The organism is Baaleninema simplex PCC 7105 (assembly GCF_000332355.1).
Taxonomy (GTDB): Bacteria; Cyanobacteriota; Cyanobacteriia; order Cyanobacteriales; family Geitlerinemataceae; genus Baaleninema; species Baaleninema simplex.
Window position 1 is genome coordinate 457,231 of record NZ_KB235959.1, and the last position, 16,455, is coordinate 473,685.

16 protein-coding genes are annotated in these 16,455 nt (G+C 54.9%); 8 read left to right on the top strand and 8 right to left on the bottom strand.

Annotation, left to right across the window (positions count from 1 at the left end):
• The first annotated feature begins 126 nt into the window (after nucleotides 1-126).
• Entirely contained in the window at nucleotides 127-642 is a 516-nt protein-coding gene (locus tag GEI7105_RS0121895) for a hypothetical protein (RefSeq protein ID WP_017662549.1), read from the top strand.
• Nucleotides 643-736: 94 nt separating this feature from the next.
• Here the strand turns inward: GEI7105_RS0121895 and GEI7105_RS0121900 are convergent, their stop codons facing one another.
• A complete protein-coding gene (locus GEI7105_RS0121900; RefSeq protein ID WP_144053981.1) occupies nucleotides 737-1,009 on the bottom strand; it encodes a hypothetical protein in 273 nt (90 codons plus the stop codon).
• Between the two features lie 705 nt (nucleotides 1,010-1,714).
• Here GEI7105_RS0121900 and GEI7105_RS40590 point away from each other — a divergent pair.
• Nucleotides 1,715-1,837, top strand: coding sequence for a hypothetical protein (locus GEI7105_RS40590; protein WP_017662551.1), 123 nt, complete (start codon nucleotides 1,715-1,717; stop codon nucleotides 1,835-1,837).
• A gap of 255 nt (nucleotides 1,838-2,092) precedes the next feature.
• Here the strand turns inward: GEI7105_RS40590 and GEI7105_RS0121910 are convergent, their stop codons facing one another.
• The 3 genes from GEI7105_RS0121910 to GEI7105_RS0121920 all read right to left on the bottom strand — a co-directional run bounded on the left by GEI7105_RS0121910 (nucleotide 2,093) and on the right by GEI7105_RS0121920 (nucleotide 6,250).
• Complete coding sequence (locus GEI7105_RS0121910; protein ID WP_017662552.1) at nucleotides 2,093-3,250, bottom strand: ABC transporter ATP-binding protein; 1,158 nt, start codon at nucleotides 3,248-3,250, stop codon at nucleotides 2,093-2,095.
• Between the two features lie 153 nt (nucleotides 3,251-3,403).
• Nucleotides 3,404-5,674 carry a transglutaminase family protein gene (locus tag GEI7105_RS0121915; RefSeq protein WP_245555475.1) on the bottom strand — a complete coding sequence of 757 codons (2,271 nt, stop codon included), beginning with the start codon at nucleotides 5,672-5,674 and terminating at the stop codon, nucleotides 3,404-3,406.
• A gap of 9 nt (nucleotides 5,675-5,683) precedes the next feature.
• Nucleotides 5,684-6,250, bottom strand: coding sequence for a zinc ribbon domain-containing protein (locus tag GEI7105_RS0121920; protein WP_017662554.1), 567 nt, complete (start codon nucleotides 6,248-6,250; stop codon nucleotides 5,684-5,686).
• Between the two features lie 305 nt (nucleotides 6,251-6,555).
• On the opposite strand from GEI7105_RS0121920, the gene GEI7105_RS0121925 reads away from it, so the two are divergent.
• The 4 genes from GEI7105_RS0121925 (at nucleotide 6,556) to nadB (ending at nucleotide 11,042) form a co-directional block, all read left to right on the top strand.
• Nucleotides 6,556-7,311 (top strand): DUF3120 domain-containing protein, encoded by a 756-nt coding sequence (locus GEI7105_RS0121925; RefSeq protein ID WP_017662555.1) that lies wholly within the window; start codon nucleotides 6,556-6,558, stop codon nucleotides 7,309-7,311.
• A gap of 292 nt (nucleotides 7,312-7,603) precedes the next feature.
• On the top strand, nucleotides 7,604-8,608 hold the full coding sequence (locus GEI7105_RS0121930; RefSeq protein WP_510924320.1) for an adenylate/guanylate cyclase domain-containing protein: 1,005 nt from the start codon (nucleotides 7,604-7,606) through the stop codon (nucleotides 8,606-8,608).
• A 133-nt stretch (nucleotides 8,609-8,741) separates the two neighbouring features.
• Nucleotides 8,742-9,131, top strand: coding sequence for a photosystem II complex extrinsic protein PsbU (psbU, locus tag GEI7105_RS0121935; protein WP_017662557.1), 390 nt, complete (start codon nucleotides 8,742-8,744; stop codon nucleotides 9,129-9,131).
• Between the two features lie 177 nt (nucleotides 9,132-9,308).
• On the top strand, nucleotides 9,309-11,042 hold the full coding sequence (gene nadB, locus GEI7105_RS31860) for an L-aspartate oxidase (RefSeq protein WP_051044221.1): 1,734 nt from the start codon (nucleotides 9,309-9,311) through the stop codon (nucleotides 11,040-11,042).
• Nucleotides 11,043-11,213: 171 nt separating this feature from the next.
• On the opposite strand, the gene GEI7105_RS37730 is transcribed toward nadB, so the two are convergent.
• The 4 genes from GEI7105_RS37730 to GEI7105_RS0121960 form a co-directional block, all read right to left on the bottom strand.
• Nucleotides 11,214-11,411, bottom strand: a complete 198-nt coding sequence (locus GEI7105_RS37730; RefSeq protein ID WP_144053982.1) for a hypothetical protein — start codon at nucleotides 11,409-11,411, stop codon at nucleotides 11,214-11,216.
• Nucleotides 11,412-11,764: 353 nt separating this feature from the next.
• On the bottom strand, nucleotides 11,765-13,045 hold the full coding sequence (locus GEI7105_RS0121950; RefSeq protein WP_017662560.1) for a dihydroorotase: 1,281 nt from the start codon (nucleotides 13,043-13,045) through the stop codon (nucleotides 11,765-11,767).
• A gap of 38 nt (nucleotides 13,046-13,083) precedes the next feature.
• On the bottom strand, nucleotides 13,084-14,463 hold the full coding sequence (locus GEI7105_RS0121955; RefSeq protein ID WP_017662561.1) for a histidine phosphatase family protein: 1,380 nt from the start codon (nucleotides 14,461-14,463) through the stop codon (nucleotides 13,084-13,086).
• A 40-nt stretch (nucleotides 14,464-14,503) separates the two neighbouring features.
• The gene (locus tag GEI7105_RS0121960) at nucleotides 14,504-14,692 is read right to left on the bottom strand and encodes a hypothetical protein (RefSeq protein WP_017662562.1); all 189 of its coding nucleotides are present in this window, start codon (nucleotides 14,690-14,692) and stop codon (nucleotides 14,504-14,506) included.
• A gap of 382 nt (nucleotides 14,693-15,074) precedes the next feature.
• Between GEI7105_RS0121960 and nadA the strand changes: the two genes are divergently transcribed.
• Nucleotides 15,075-16,046, top strand: a complete 972-nt coding sequence (nadA, locus tag GEI7105_RS0121965) for a quinolinate synthase NadA (protein ID WP_017662563.1) — start codon at nucleotides 15,075-15,077, stop codon at nucleotides 16,044-16,046.
• A 163-nt stretch (nucleotides 16,047-16,209) separates the two neighbouring features.
• Complete coding sequence (locus GEI7105_RS0121970; protein WP_017662564.1) at nucleotides 16,210-16,440, top strand: hypothetical protein; 231 nt, start codon at nucleotides 16,210-16,212, stop codon at nucleotides 16,438-16,440.
• Nucleotides 16,441-16,455 lie beyond the last annotated feature (15 nt).

The window sequence follows — 16,455 nt, forward strand, 5'->3', positions numbered from 1 at the left end:
CTCCCTCTCTCCCCCTCTCCCCCTCTCCCCCTCTCCCCCTCTCCCTCTCTCCCTTGCTCCCCTTCTTCCCATCTCGGTTAAACTGGCTGTATGACCGATTGGCATCACAGAGCGAGATAGCTTCTCATGGAATCCCAACTCGTTTGGCAATACGGCAGCAATAGCCCCAATAACTCCGATAATTTAGAGACAATTCGTCGTTGGTGGGGTAAGTTAGCGGGCAAAGAAATCCTTTGGCAGCAGCGTTTGCTTCCCGACGGCGGAAACAGCGACGATTTGGATTGGGAACCGCAGCGATTCGACGATCGCTTTGCGATGACCGACCCAGAACTCAAGGGCATCACGATTTACTGGCGCAAACCCGAGGAAACGGACACGCATAATATTACCGCCCGTCAGTTCGAACTCGACGAATCGCGACAGCAGCTTTACATCTATCCCAAATCTCAGCCTAAAGTCGTGTTACGGGTAGCAGTTCCCACGATCGTTTACGAATCCCTAGAAGTGAAGCCGTCGGCGTTGAACTGCGTCGCAGGAGACGGAAAGGCATTATTGGTATTGCGGGACGAGTCGCAACGGTTAGAAGTTACGGTGAAGTTAGACGGGACGCTGTTAGACAAGCTCAAATCTCAACTGTCTTGAACGCCTATTATTGCAAACTGCCTATTTCGGGTCTTTTTACAACTTTTCTATCTCCGTCCTAAACCGATTGAAGGCGACTCGACTCCTCACCCTGTTAACTTTCCGTCACTCGCTCGAGTTGAGCCGTCCACAGGTCGGGAGAATCGTTATAGGTATCGAGTTGTAGAATACGATAGCAAACCGGGCCGTCTCGTGCCGGAAGGACGAGGAGATCGCCGGATTTAGGGAGATCTCTCGTACTCGTAATATAAGCACTGTTAGCGTCTTCAGTCGGCTCGAAGATATAATCGCTCTCAGCGGACAAACCCGTGTAGTCGTAAGTCCGATTTTTTTCGGAAAACAACCACGAAAGGACTGACTTTAACACAGAACTCACGAGAAACACGATACATACGTACCTTCGTTCGGTACGCCATAAAGGGTTGGGCGAGAAGAGGGCAAGCTAAATAAGTATTTCGACCTGGGCAGTTCAGACCAAACCTCAACTCGACCGACAATGATTCCAGGAAGCTCTGAGGGCGATCACGTTCGATTTTGCTCAAATCTGTCGCGATTCTCCACTCGTCTATCAATTTTCGACGGTCTTCACATCCACCGCCTGCTTCAATGGTTCAGTGGTGCAGAAAACTTTTCGAGATCTGGGATTGACAAATTACATCAAATATGTATTTGAATTCAATCCAGATCCCCGGCATCTTGGAGATGCCGGGGATCTCCGGCAACCATTTACCGATCTGGGATTTTGCGGGCAACCCTTTAATACGGCGATATCTTTTCTAACAAGGGTTTCAGGACTTTTCTGCACCACTAAGGCTTCAATGGAACGCTATCTCGGGCCGGTATCTAAATTACTCTTTAAGATATCGAAGCGATCGCCAATTGGATCTAAATTGAAACTTAAATTTAAGGAGAGATATCGCGATCGCGACGGGCAATACTCCATCCTTTTCCAATAAGCTAGGTTTCAAGAAGTCTTCACCACATCCCCCCTTAGCCCCCTATCCCCCCTTCGCCCCCCTTTCAAAGGGGGGTTGGGGGATGGTTGGGGGGATGGTTGGGGGGATAGAGGGGCTTGTCTGACTGGGGCAAACCCGTGTTTGAGATTCGGATTTCGGAAGAAATGGCCGCGATCGCGCTCTCGCATCAGACTCGGTTCTCGGAAAAAACCCCAGCGTGGGAAGGAGAAGTGGGGTAGCGGTTGACATCCTCACCGCCCTGGAAGGACGGTGATTCCCAAACCTCGCGATTTGGGTTCCTGCTTCCTTCTCTCTCGAGTTTTTCGCAGTTGCTCTCCGGATCGAGATCCTTCAAGTCTTACACTCGCTTCACAGGCTGTAACGGTGTGTCCCACCGCCAAAATTCCAATTCAATTGGAGTTTTAGGCAAACTTACTAACTTGGGTTTCGTTAGCCAGTTTAACCATTCACGTCCATTGTACTGTAAAGCCGCCCTAGAAGGCTTGCCCTGAGCTAAGTCGAAGGGGCGGGGTTTTAGACCCAAAATTTTCGATAACCTTTCCCGTTTGTGGGTCGAAGGCGAGCAGGCGATCGCTCGGAAACCTCACCCACACGCGTTCTCCTGGGGTCAAACGAACCGCTGGCGATGTCAGAAAGTTTAAAATTGGCGGGGTTTTCGCGCTTCGAGAGGGAATCGCCGCCCGCACCAACGTTTCCCGTCCGAGAGGTTCGACAATGCTCACCTCGACCTGAATCTGTCCGCGTTCGGTATCGGCCAGTTCTACGTCTTCCGGGCGAATTCCGAATTCGATCCCTCGTCCGGCTTGTTGAAAAGACTGTAAAGCGTTCGTCGAACTGTCGTCGAGGGGAAATGCGGGCAGTTTTTGCCCCTCGAGATCGAATTGCACTCCGTCGTAAGTGGCATAAAACAGGTTCGTCGGGGGACTTCCGAGAAAAGTGGCCACCATGCGGTTGACCGGGCGATCGTACAACTCCAAGGGCGTTCCGATTTGTTGGATGCGACCGCCATCGAGAATCACGATGCGATCGGCCAGGGTCATGGCTTCGACTTGGTCGTGGGTGACGTAAATCGTGGTAATCCTCAGTTGCTGGTGCAGTTCTTTAAGCTGGGCGCGGGTTTCCTCTCGCAGTTGCGCGTCGAGATTGCTGAGGGGTTCGTCGAGGAGAAACGCGCGCGGTTGGCGAACGATCGCCCGTCCTAACGCCACCCGCTGCTGTTGTCCCCCGGAGAGCTGTTTGGGTTTGCGATCGAGTAAATGGGCGATATCAAGCGCGGTAGCGGCGCGATCGATCCGCTCGCAGATCGTTTTCGGGTCGGTGCGACGCATTCGCAAGCCAAACGAGAGGTTCTCCTTCACGGTCATGTGAGGATACAGAGCGTAATTTTGAAACACCATCGCCACGTCTCGCTGTCGTGCTGGAACGCCATCGATGCAAGTTTCGCCGATGTACAGATGTCCTGAAGTGGCCCGTTCTAATCCGGCGATCGTCCGTAAAATGGTCGATTTTCCACAGCCAGACGGCCCGACCAATACCCAAAATTCACCCCCCGGAACCTCGAAGGTGATGTCTTCAACAGCGGTAACGTTTTGAAACTGACGGGTAATTCGTTCTAGGCGAACCGTTGCCATATTTTAGACTCGAGCATTGAGTTGACTGTTTGGCAAGTAGATGCAACGTGGGGATGCGATCGCCATCGACTCGACGAGCGATCGCCTGCGACGCAGTGGGGCGGGGTTGCAGGTCGATGTTAGCACGTTCGCTTTCCTCGATTTCTCGACGATTCAGGGTCTGATACGCCGCAAATCCAGAGTGAGGGGAAATTCTGCATCCGGTAACGCCTCGACGATATCGACTGGGTGCGATCGCGATCGGGGTACGACAAACCGCTCGCAGCAACGCGATCGCGCCTCTTCTGCATTTTGAGGAAACGTCGTATCCAACGGGCGATCGGGCGGTTCGACACAATAAATACACTCGGCGATCGCCGTATGGGTGTCCGATTCCACGAGGGCGAAATGCAGCGGGGCGTGGGGGGCGATCGCCGGATGCAACAGCGTTTCGTGGGTTCTGGCACGAAATCGCACCCCTGCGACCCACTCGCCGGGCGTTCCAGACCGTCCCAGAGGTACTCGATCGCCGTTGCAGGTGACGGCGTAGTGCCTCAACCGTCGTTCGTCGCCAGACAGCTTCACCTGAACCCGTTCCATCGTGTCGTCGACGTATCGCGCCGTTCCCGATTTCGACATTTCTTCCCCAAGAACGTTCCAGGGTTCGATGGCGTGGCGCAACTCCAGTGTCAATCCGTCCCGATGCACCACGCCGTATTGTGGAAAACGAAACTCGAAAAACGGGGCGAACCAATCTAACTCGAAGGAATATCCAGCCTGTTGTAAGTCGTCGAGAACCGCGCGAAAATCGAGTTCGAGATAGTGGGGCAACATGAAGCGATCGTGTAGCGTCGTTCCCCAGCGCGTTAGGGGTTCGGTGTAGGGAGTTTCCCAAAACCAGGCAACGAACGCCCGCACTAACAACAGTTGTAACAGGCGCATTTCTCGGGTCGGCGGCATGGCGATCGATCGCAACTCCAGCAACCCCAACTGTTGGCGCGGGTTCTTGACTGGAAACAGTTTATCGATGCAAAAAGCAGTGCGGTGGGTGTTCCCCGTCACGTCGATCAGGAGGTTTCGCAACAGGCGATCGATCGCCCACGGCGACAAATTTCGCCCCCGTTCGAGGTGAGAAAAGGCCAGATCTAACTCGTACAAACTCTCGTGTCGCGCTTCGTCAACTCGGGGCGACTGACTGGTGGGGCCGACAAACCGACCGGAAAAGAGATAGGAGAGACTGGGGTGGTTTTGCCAGTAGCTAATGAAACTCCGCAGTAAATCGGGGCGGCGTAACAGGGGGCTGTGCTGGGTGGTTTTTCCGCCGAGGGTGATGTGGGCGCCACCGCCGGTACTCAGTCGTCTTCCGTCGCGATCGAACTTTTCGGTTCCCAAGCCGCAGCGTCGTGCTTCTTCGTACAAAATGGTCGTGCGATCGACCAATTCTCGCCAGGATGCGGCGGGGTGAACGTTAGCTTCGATGACACCGGGATCGGGGGTAATGCAAAATCCCGCGATTCGGGCGTTTCCTGGCGGCGGATAGCCTTCGATCGCCACTTTCACCCCCGTTTCGGCCGCCGTGGTTTCGATCGCCGCGATCGCGTGGAGGAAACACGCCGCCCCCGTCAACGGTGGGACGAACACGTACAACGTTCCCTGGCGAACTTCGACGCACAGGGCGATGCGAATACTGTTGTCCGAGGCTTCGATGGGGGTGGGGGCGACGGCGAGGGTTTCCCCGAGGGGAAGAACGGCTTCTTCGAGGAATCTTGTCGGTTCGGGAAGGGTTTGTAACGGTAAGCGCAACCCCAGCGGTGAATTGCCCTCGAGCAGCGTGAGGGTCGGGGTAGGATGCTTCGAGGGGGAAACCTGCCAGCGACAGGAACACCAGGACACGCGATCGCCGTGAAAAACGGGTAACAGCGGCAAAACATATCCGGCTTTCTCGGACGAGTCGGCCTCGTAAGCCGGACAGATGCAGCGCTCGGACACGCCGAGATGTCGGACGAGACACTCGATAAATGCTGTGGCGGTGTCGAGATCGTAACCGTCGGACTGGCCGTCTTCGGAGAGCAAACGGCGATCGCGCCATATGGCAACGCCGTCTTGTCGCCAGTAGTAGCCCAACGCCCAACGAGGATCGCGTTCGCCGGGATAGAGTTTCCCCAGGCCGTAGTGCAGCAATCCTCCCGGCTTGTCAAACCGTCTGGCCAGACGTTGCAACAACTGTCCGGCGATGTGGCGTTTGTCGTCGCCGAGGGCTTCGGTGCGCCACTGGAGCGACTCGAAATCGTCTTCGGAGACGAACGTGGGTTCTCCCCCCATCGTCAGTTCTACGCCGAGGCGTTGTAGCTGTGTTTCGACCCAATCCCCCAGGCGATCGATCGCTGAAGCCTTTGGAGACGCGATCGCCTCCCTCGTCAGCCTGCTCTCGTGTGACGTACCCACCACAGCCGTCTAACTCAGCCGATGGCCGCAACTTCCACAAAAGCGATCGCTCGCTCCCACGGAGGCGCCGCATTGCGTGCAGAACCGCCGCTGATTTTCCGGGCGATCGCCCATCGACGGCGACGATCCCATTTTCATTTCCATGTTCCCCATCCGCATTTCCATCGGATTGGCGTTCATTTCCATATCTCCCATTTTCATGGGTTTCATGGGTTCCATTGGCTTCATGGGTTCCATGGGTTTCATGGGTTCCATTGACGGTTTCGAGGCAGCGGGCATCTCGTCGATTTCGTTTAAGGGAATGCGTTCGCGATCTGACGAGGCAACGGTTTGACTTTGCATTTGCTGCCCTTGGATTTGAATTGTGCGATCGCCGCGTTCGGTTTGCACGTGCAGCACGACACCGTTCGGCGTGCGATACATCGTCGGCGGTGCCGTCCAAGCTCCCGTTTCAAAGCCGCTGCTCGACTGTTGTTGTTGTCCCGCACCGCTGCTGACGGTGGTGACGACGGTTTGCGTTCCCCGGTTGTCGAGATAAACCCTTCGATCGCCGCCGAGTTCGCATACGTAAGCCATAATTCTTAACCTTGACTGGTCACTCGATAGGCAGATTTTCTATGGTTTTATTTTAGGCTAAGCCTTCAGTTTATTCGTTATTTTTTAATATTAATGTTGGATTTATAAGGTGTTTGTTATGAATTAATGACAGAGGGGATCGTCTCGAATTTTTTAGTAAATTTCGAGTTCGATTTTAACCTCACCTCAACCAGTTTTAACGGGGTCTGATTTTCCACCCTCCTCTTCGTCTCCTCCCCCCCCCATCACCCTCCACGCCTCGCCGCCAAAGAGAGATATGTTATGTTGATGAGGAGAATTTGCAAATGTTAACAATTACGTTGTTTTACTATCCGTTCACCGATCCAACCCTCTATCGACAGCGATCGCAGCCCTCTGAAGACCAGCGATCGGGGTCGAACGTACTGGCAGAACCCGCGTGGCAGGTCTTCGCCGCCGCCGTATTTCTCGTGTCCGTTCCCGTGTTCGCCGAAGCGCCCCTCGTGCGGAACTTCCCGTGGATAAGCGTGGTGCTGACGCTGTTTTGGGTGGGATCGAGCGGCGTATTGCTCTCGCGACGAAAAACCTGGCTGTGGGGCGATTTACTGTTGGGTTTCGCCGGAAGTTGGCTGGCAGGTGCCATTTACTGGGGCTGGTTGCGCTGGGAGCCGCTACTCCACCTTCCCGTTGAATTTATCGCCCTACCGCTACCCCTGTGGTGCATCAGTCGCCGACGCCTGCTCGTCGGAAGTTGGTTCGCCATCGGCTCCTTATTTGGAACTGTCGTAACTGATGTATATTTTTATTTAGTCGATCTGATGCCGCACTGGCGTCAGTTGATGCAAGTCGATGCAGAATTCGCCATGCCGATTTTCCAGGCTGCGATCGCCAAAGTCCAAACGCCGTGGGGCATCGGTTGCGCGATCGTCTTGGGAAGCGTGCTGTTTTTATCGGGAATTTTACCCCTAGGTGCCGCTTGGAAATCCCCCAACACTTCCCTTCACCGTTGGGCGTTTTCCGGCGCAGTTCTGAGTACGATTTTCGTAGATACACTGTTTTGGTTCGCTGCTCTAGCGGCTTAATATGGGGATAGGGTGTATCGAGCCGAGCGGGTTAACCTCGCGTTAGAGGTCGTTCGGGGAAGACAGGTCTGAGAGATCTCACACGCGATCGCCATTGCCGAGCTTCGCGTCGAGTGCGTTGGCGTCCGAACCACCACGCCTTCTGTTAGGCTAGAGTCGCCAAACTCGCGCCAAGACGCGATCGGTTGCGTGCGAAACCAAAAGAGCGCAGATTCGACAAAATATAAAAAAGATACAAAGCGACGTAGCTCTCCCCCTGTTCCGTCAACCTGTCGTAGAGAGAGTGCCTGTGGTGACCTGGAAATCTGCCCCCCATCTCATCCTGCGAACCGAATCTGGCTCGCGTTACCTTCCCTTATCGGGAAATAACTGCTGGACGTTCGGCCGCAGCGATGACAACCAGATTACACTCCCCGATCGATGGGTGTCCCGCGCTCACGCCATGGTTCAGCAAACAGATTTGGGTGAGTTTTACTTAATCGATCTCGGTTCTCGCAACGGTACGTTCGTCAACGGACGACGGGTCAGCGTTCCCGTACGCCTCAACAACGGCGATCGCGTCACCCTCGGCCAAACCGAACTGACGTTCTATTCTCCCACCAAAACAGCCCCCGACCCGGACGACACCGATACAGAAGACTCCGGCGCCACGGCGGTTTTATCAGTACGGCGGTTGATTTCAGTCATGGTGGTCGATATTCGAGACTTTACCGTCTTGACCCGCCAGCTCGACGAACGAATGCTCTCAGAAATCATCGGAACCTGGTTTCGACGGGCCGGAAATATCATCCGCGAAGCGGGAAGTTGGGTCGATAAATATATCGGCGATGCGGTGATGGCGGTTTGGTTCCACAGCGCCCCGGAAATCGGCCAGGAAGGCGTCAGTAAAGAAGAAGTACTCCGCATCTGTCAAGCGTTGGGAGAACTGCACCACATGACGCGGGAACTCAGCGATCGCTACCCCCTCCCGTTCCCGTTGCGGATCGGTGCGGGGGTCAATACAGGATACGCGATGGTGGGGAATACGGGAACCGGCGATCGCCCCGACTACACCGCCCTCGGAGACACCGTCAACGCAGCCTTTCGCTTAGAATCCGCCACGAAAGAACTCCACAAAGACGTGGCCTTGGGCGAAACGACCTATCACTATCTCAGCGCCATCAAAGCCAGTCGAGACCTGTTTGAAGAACACCGCGTCATCCTCAAAGGCTACGATCGCCCCACCCTCACCTACGCCGGTAGTTTCGACGATCTCGATTCCTTCGTGCGCGTCAGCTATCAAGAAATCGAAGTTTGACCGTCCCGACGAGAAAAGTACGCATCGGACGAATTTCGCGCGATCCCCATCGAACGAGCCGTGATAGAGATGTCGTGGAAAATGGTACTATTGACGGTAAAACTTGCATATCATCGAGAGAGGGATTGAATTAATGAAACGACTGGTGCGCCTGTTAACGGTTGTTTGCTTGCTCGTCGGTTTGGCGGGATGGGTCGGACTGCCTCAACCTGCCATGGCCAACGAAGGAGGAGCATTGAAAAACTCCTTCGACGTCAAACTCAAAACGGAGTTTGGAGAGAAACTCGATCTCAACAACACCAACCTCCGGGCGTTCCGCAAATATCGCGGGATGTATCCCACGCTCGCTACGCTCGTGATCGAACACGCTCCTTACGAAAACGTCGAAGACGTGCTAGATATTCCGGGGTTGAGCGAACGTCAGAAAGAAATTCTGCAAGCGAACTTAGATAAGTTCACAGTGACCGAACCCGAATCCTTCCTCATCGAAGGCGACGATCGCATTAACAACGGGATTTACTAAAAAACGATGGGAGATCGCGTCGATCTCCGTCCCGATCGCGAAAACGTTTAAAACTTCCAACGCCCCTTGTACACTGAGGTAAAGAGAAATCGGTTGCGACGACAGCCGGTCTCCAAGGGTTGCCAGCGGCATCCAAATTCCTTCAGGTCAAACATCGAACAAGGGGCGATTTTTATTGTGAGTTCACCGACGTTTGAGGTTCAGTCTCTCCCGACACTCCCGCCGAGCTTCGATGCGATCGTGGTGGGGTCGGGAGCGGCGGGACTCTACGCCGCTTTGTGTTTGCCCGATTCCCTCAACGTCGGCTTGCTGACAAAAGACGAAATTCCACTCTCCGCCAGCGATTGGGCCCAGGGCGGAATTGCGGCCGCCGTAGCGGAGGACGATTCCCCCAAACTCCACATTGAAGACACCCTCAAGGCGGGAGCTGGACTGTGCGACAAACCGGCCGTGGAGTTTCTAGCCGAACGAGCGCCCGACTGTATTCGATCGCTCGTCGAATTGGGCGTTTCCTTCGACCGCCAAGACGACCGGCTGGCCTTGACCCTCGAAGCCGCTCACTCCCGCCGTCGCGTTCTCCACGCCGCCGACACCACCGGACGCGCCGTCGTCAGTACCCTGGGACGACAAGTCGCCCGACGCCCCAACATTACCCCCATCTCTCGGGCGTTCGTTCTCGACCTGTGGCTCGACGAAACGGGACGCTGTCAGGGGGTTGGCGTGCTGTATCGCGGTGAAATTTGCTGGGTCAAAGCTCGGGCGGTCGTTTTGGCCACGGGGGGCGGCGGCCGGGTGTTCGCCAAAACCACCAATCCTTCAGTCAGTACGGGGGACGGGGTGGCCTTGGCCTGGCGGGCTGGGGCGATCGTGCGCGATTTAGAATTTTTCCAGTTTCACCCCACGGCGTTGATGAAACCCGGTGCGCCTCGGTTTTTAATTAGCGAAGCCGTGCGAGGGGAAGGGGCGCATCTCGTCGATGCTGAAGGTCGCCGTTTCGCGTTCGATTACCATCCCGAAGGGGAGTTAGCCCCCCGCGATGTGGTCAGCCGTTCGATTTTTAACTACCTTCGCAGTACGGGTCTCGATCCCGCCGAGGCCCACGTCTGGCTCGATTTTCGCTCGATTCCCGAGGAACGGATTCGCAAACGGTTTCCGAATATCGTGCGGGTGTGTCGTCAGTGGGGCGTCGATGTCTTTTCCGAACCGGTTCCCGTGGCGCCGGCCGCGCACTATTGGATGGGGGGAATCGCCACGGATTTACAGGGGCGCACGTCGATCGAGGGACTGTACGCTGTCGGCGAAACTGCCAGCACGGGCGTTCACGGCGCGAACCGACTGGCGAGTAATTCTTTGCTCGAATGTATCGTGTTCGGGGCGCAGTTGGGACATTTGGAACTGCTCGAGACGGCGATCGCAGACACTCCCCCCGCGACGCAGCACGACGCGATCGACCTCAGCGGCGCGCGAGGGGCGATCGAACAGTTACGTCACGATTTACCTCGATTGGTGTGGCAGAGTGCGGGGATTTCTCGCGACGCGCGCACGCTGGAATTTGCCCTCGATCGCATCGCGGCTTGGAAAGCAGAATTCGCCGCCTCGTCCCTTTCGCGACAGATAAACGCCCTCGTTCGAGGTCGCACGGCCGATATCGGTGCTGACGGCGATAGCTCGTCGCTCCTAGCTTGGGGGGAAACGCGCAACCTCCTCGATATTGCCGAATTAATTCTCAAAAGTGCTGCGTTTCGCACTGAAAGCCGAGGCGGTCACTACCGCAGCGATTTTCCTCACAGCGATCCGCAGTGGCGCGTTCATACTCTCGGACGCGGCGATCGACTCTGGTGCAGTTCCATTCTCGAAGACGATCTCGGGCAAAATGTAACTCAAACAACAGATCGCAGCGAAACAGCGTGATTCAATACCGTTTGGGTTGGATCGGGGTTTTTGGAAGTTTTGGGGGGTTTTTAGACTTTGAAGGTGATAATCGAGAGTATTTTGACCGATGCTTGGCAATGTAATTTTTCACACTCTTCCCTTCATTCGAGCGATCGGGGCGAAAATCGCTCGAACGGGTTGAAAGAGGTGTCATTCGTAACAGCGGCTGCCGCTTCCCGGTCCAGTGGGAACACCCGGTTCGACGTCTGGCTCGTATTCCGAGAGTTCCCGAGGAAGCAATACGTCACCTGTCGGGGAAGACTCAGCAGCCAAAACAGACTCTCCGGAGATCGTGCAGGCACCCACTGCCAGAATTACCATGCTAGTGATTTGTAGGAACGTCTTCATCGCTCGAACAGCTCCATCACTACGATAACGAACAATTCGGTCAGATGCAGTCTCTCGAAATGGGTCTGGCAAACTTCTTTCTACGATCTCATTTCTACTATATCAGTATTTTTACGGATATACCTAGGGAGAATCTGGAACATTTCTTAAAATTATAAATTTCTTAACAAGACTATAACAAATACAATAGTTCGTTAGAGTCGAGAGGGGTTTTCCAACTGGAAAATGACAAAAATTCGACGCGTCGAAGTTAAAGTTTTGTAAAGAGCCAGCGATCGCCCGATTCCGACGGGAACGAGTGACATTGAGCGATCGCCACCGCTGCTGCGATACGATCGTTTGTCACATCTTAGCTAACACCAAGTCCGAAGCACCCGCCCGTTGACACGAACTCCCAGACCGGGAGCGTTCGAGGAGCGCGACTCGAGCGCTTGCGCCGAGAGGCTTTGAGGGGTGTTGGGATCGAACAACAACAACTCTGCACGATCGCCTGAACTTAAAGTGGGCGGCGACTGCTGCAAACAGTGCGCCGGGTTCGTACTCGTTGCTTGCCAGAGTTCCAACGGCGTCCATCGACCCGAGGCGACCAACTCGTTCCACAACAGAACAAACGAATATTGTAACCCAATTGCACCCGCTGGCGCTTCCGCAAAGGCTACGGTTTTTTCTTCGTAGGTATAGGGGGCGCGATCGATGGCGATCGCGTCGAGAATTCCTGACTTGACCCCTTCAGCTAAAGCAGCGCGATCGCGAGGAGTTCCCAACGGGGGATCGAGGCGAAAACTCGTATCGTACTCCGCCAAATCCGTCGTATCCCAAATCAAATGCGTCCAAGGGGTGCTAGCCGTGACCGGAAGTCCCCGGCGTTTGGCCTCGGCGACGATTTCCACACTGCGGGCGGTCGAAACCCGCATCACGTGAACGGGGGTATCGAATTCCGCCACCGCCTCGAGTAGAGCAGTCAACGCCGCCGTTTCCGCCATCGCCGGAAGTCCTGGGAGTCCCAATCGTAGAGCATCGCCCCCTTCTCGAGCGACCCCTTCTCCGGCCAAACGGCGATCGCACGGATAAAAGGCCAGAGGACGCCGCAAACCCTGGCCGTATTCCAACACCCGACGCACGAATACCGGATTAGACAGGGGGGAACCGTCCGTAAAGCCGACAACGCCCGCCTCGGCCAAGTCTCCTAACTCCGCCATGCGATCGCCCTCGAGGTTCTGCGTCAACGCCCCCCACACCTGTAGCTGCGGGGGATTCCATCGAGGCGCGATCGACCCCAGTTTTTCCCAACGCGAGTACAACTGGGCGACGCCTGCGGGGGTATCGATGGGAGGAACCGTCTTCGGAAGTAGCGTCACGCGGGTATAGCCCCCCGCGATCGCCGATTTCGCCAAAGATTCCAGAGTATCGCGCTCCTCAAATCCCGGTTCGCCCGTACGACCGTATAAATCCACCAAGCCCGGACCGAGAATCGCACCTCGTGCGTCAATTTCCTCCGTCTCGGGTAGATCGTCGTCCAAGCGATCGGCGATCGCGCGAATCGTTCCGTTATCGAGCCAAACATCCGCCACGCGATCGGTCTTCGAGAGCGGATCGATCGTGCGAACCTGACGCAAGACTTCCTTTGCAGCCATTTCCCTCCTCACAGTGATGTCCCAACAAGACGACGGTTCTACAACGCACCAGCAGCAGTGCGATCGAACAACTCGCCGTTTTCGTTCAAATGAAGCGTGACGTTCGAGGTTTGCAAAACCGGTTTTCCGTCAGGACCGTGGGGATAGTCGATAACGCTGACCGCCCCGTTTCCTTGCTTGAAGTTCCAGAAATGGTCCGGTCCCAAATCGAACAGCGAGGCCAAAATCGCCTTATTAATCGCATCGTGGGCGACAACGATTCCCGTCAGCGGGCGATCGCTCTCCCCATAGGCTTTCACGATTTCGTCCCACGCCAACTTCGCCCGATCCCAAACCTGTTGTAAATTCTCCCCTTCCGGCATCTGTACCGTTTCCGGTTGCGTCTTCCAGCGCTCGAGTAACTCGCCGTATTCCCCTCGAATCTCAGATTCCAGCTTCCCTTCCCAGAGACCATGACCGATTTCTCGCAGGTTCTCGTTCGTCGTCAACGCGACCCCAGGATGGTGTTCCAAAATCAACTCCGCCGTTTCCTTGGGGCGCAACATCGGACTCGTCACCGCAAAGTCTAACTTCACCGACTTCAACAACTGAGCCACCCGACGCCCCTGGGCGCGACCGTTTTCATTGAGCGGAACGTCGATTTGACCCTGAAAGCGCGATTCCCGGTTCCACTGCGTTTCCCCGTGACGTACCAACAACAGCCTCGGGCCGCGATGGGGCTTGCGGGGTGAGGGAAACGGATCTTCACTGAGATGGCCGATTTGGTTCATCGACTCCATCTGAACTGTATCGCTCAAACCGCCCGAGAATCGGAAAATCGAAATACCGCAGTTCGACTGTTGAATCCCTTGATAGTCTTGCGGACCGACCCCTAACGCCGTACTAATCGAGCAGCGGTTAATCCCATTGTGGGCGACCACTGCCACCGTTTGACCGGCGTGTTTCGACAGCACGAACTCCCAAAACTGCTTCGCCTGTTCGTGCAGCGACAAAATCGGGAAATGGTCTCGCGTTCCGCCGTCTTCAGTAGGAACGACCATTTTGAACTCGTGGGGACGAGCTTTCCAGAGGCGATAGTCGTCGGGAAACGTTTCCATCACCTCGTCCCGACGCCGATCTTCCCACAGCGGCAAATCCACTTCTCGCAGTAAATCGGAAACCGTCGGCGTCAGACTTCCATCTTCAGATAGCGTTTGGCAGATAATCTCCGCCGTTTGAGACGCCCGTTGCAGGGGACTGCAATAGACTGCATCGAACGAGATTCCTGCCAACGCGCGGCCAGTTTGACGGGCAGTTTCCCGCCCGAGTTCAGTTAAAACAGACTTGTCGCAGCGTCCTTGAATGCGACCTTCGAGATTGTACGTACTTTGTCCGTGACGGATTAAGATGACGGTAGTAGCCAGGGGTCTGTCCTCCATTAACGTTCGCCAAATCGGTATCTGGCAGGGGGTCGCTTCGTCAGAGTCCGGCAACGCTCGCCACTTTAACGGTACGGCGTCGCAGGTGTTCGCCTGCGATATCTCCCACTACAGCGGAGCGTAAAAACTCGCAAAAATTAAATTTTGAACGATGCTTGACGTCGGGGTCTGTGGTCGGCCGAACGTCAGACGCATCCCAGTGCAGGCGAAGCTGCTCCCTGTGAATCATACCGAAAAACCGTCCCAGACAGGAGAGCTTTCAGATCGGGATGAACTCAGCTTTTACAGTCACCAGTCACCAGTCACCAGTCACCAGTGAAGATAGGGAACAGCGGATCTGGGAACAGCAATCGTAGGGTGCGTGACCTAAAGACCAGAAAAGTATCCGGTCTTACCGGCCAACTCGTCACGCACCGACTCCATAGGGTATTTCTTGTCTCCCCTTCTCCCCTTCTCCCCTTCTCCCCCTCTCCCCTTCTCCCCTTCTCCCCTTCTCCCCTTCTCCCCTTCTCCCCTTCTCCCCCTCTCCCCTTCTTCAGATATTTTTGGTAAAAACCACTATAATTCAGTTAACCATAGGTTAAATCTAAGAAGACGATATCGCTGCCACTGTGTTTACCACTGCACGTTCTCCTCAAACTACCCGCGTTTCAGACCTTCCCGAGGATCTGTTCGAGGCGATCGCCACGCTCAAACGCGACCTCAACGCTGTTGTCCTCGCCCACTATTACCAAGACCCTGACATCCAAGACATCGCCGACTACATCGGAGATTCTCTCGGGTTGTCTCGTCAAGCCGCCGACACCAACGCGGACGTTATCGTCTTTGCGGGGGTTCACTTTATGGCGGAAACGGCGAAAATCCTCAACCCCGATAAATTGGTGATTCTCCCCGATCTCGCGGCGGGATGTTCTTTGGCCGATAGCTGTCCGCCAGAGGCGTTCGCCCAATTTAAAGCCGCACATCCCGACCACCTCGTGGTGTCTTACATCAACTGCACGGCGGCGATTAAGGCGATGAGCGATATCATTTGCACCAGTTCCAACGCCGTCGATATTGTCAACCAAATCCCCAAAGATCGGCCGATTATTTTCGCCCCCGATCGCAACTTGGGGCGGTACGTGATGGAACAAACCGGCCGCGACTTACTGTTGTGGGACGGAAGCTGCATCGTTCACGAAAACTTCTCGGAAAAGAAAATCGTGCAACTGCGTGTCGAACACCCCGAAGCGGAAGTCATCGCACACCCGGAATGCGAACCCCCCGTGTTGCGTCACGCGGACTACATCGGTTCGACAACGGCGTTACTCAAATACGCGAAACAGAGTGCAAAAGACTCGTTTGTCGTCGCTACCGAACCCGGTATCATTCACCAAATGCAGAAAGCGATGCCGCAAAAAGAGTTTATTGCTGCACCGCCAACGGGAAATTGTGCTTGCAATGAATGCCCCCATATGCGGTTGAATACTCTCGAAAAACTCTATCTGTCTATGAAGTATCGCCAACCGGAAATTACGATGCCGGAAGAGGTTCGACAAGCGGCACTGAAACCGATTCAACGAATGTTGGAAATGAGTCGGTAGGTGACCGTCGTTTTCGATATGTTCGTTCTGTCATTTCTTCTGACCTAAATCCAGTATGAAATCGAAGCCTAGATTCATAAAAAATCTGGGCTTTTTTGATTTTTAGAAAATAGCCGTTAAAATAGTCTGAGAACTCAAACGAAATGGCTGAGTATTCCTTGAGATGGTAGATACATTCGATCGCAAATATTCCAATATTCAACGTTGGATCGTAGAACATGACGGATGGATTCAGCTTGGCGACGACCCAGACGGTCCTTTGACCTCGTTCGTTCGCGCTCTCGATATGGGTAGAATGCCTTGGGAAGGTCGCTCGCAATACCGTAGTCTAGACGAGGCATTGCAAGATTTGGATTCAGCGTTAGCCCAAATTTTGAAAAAGCTTTACGGTTAGGCGATCGGCTACAAT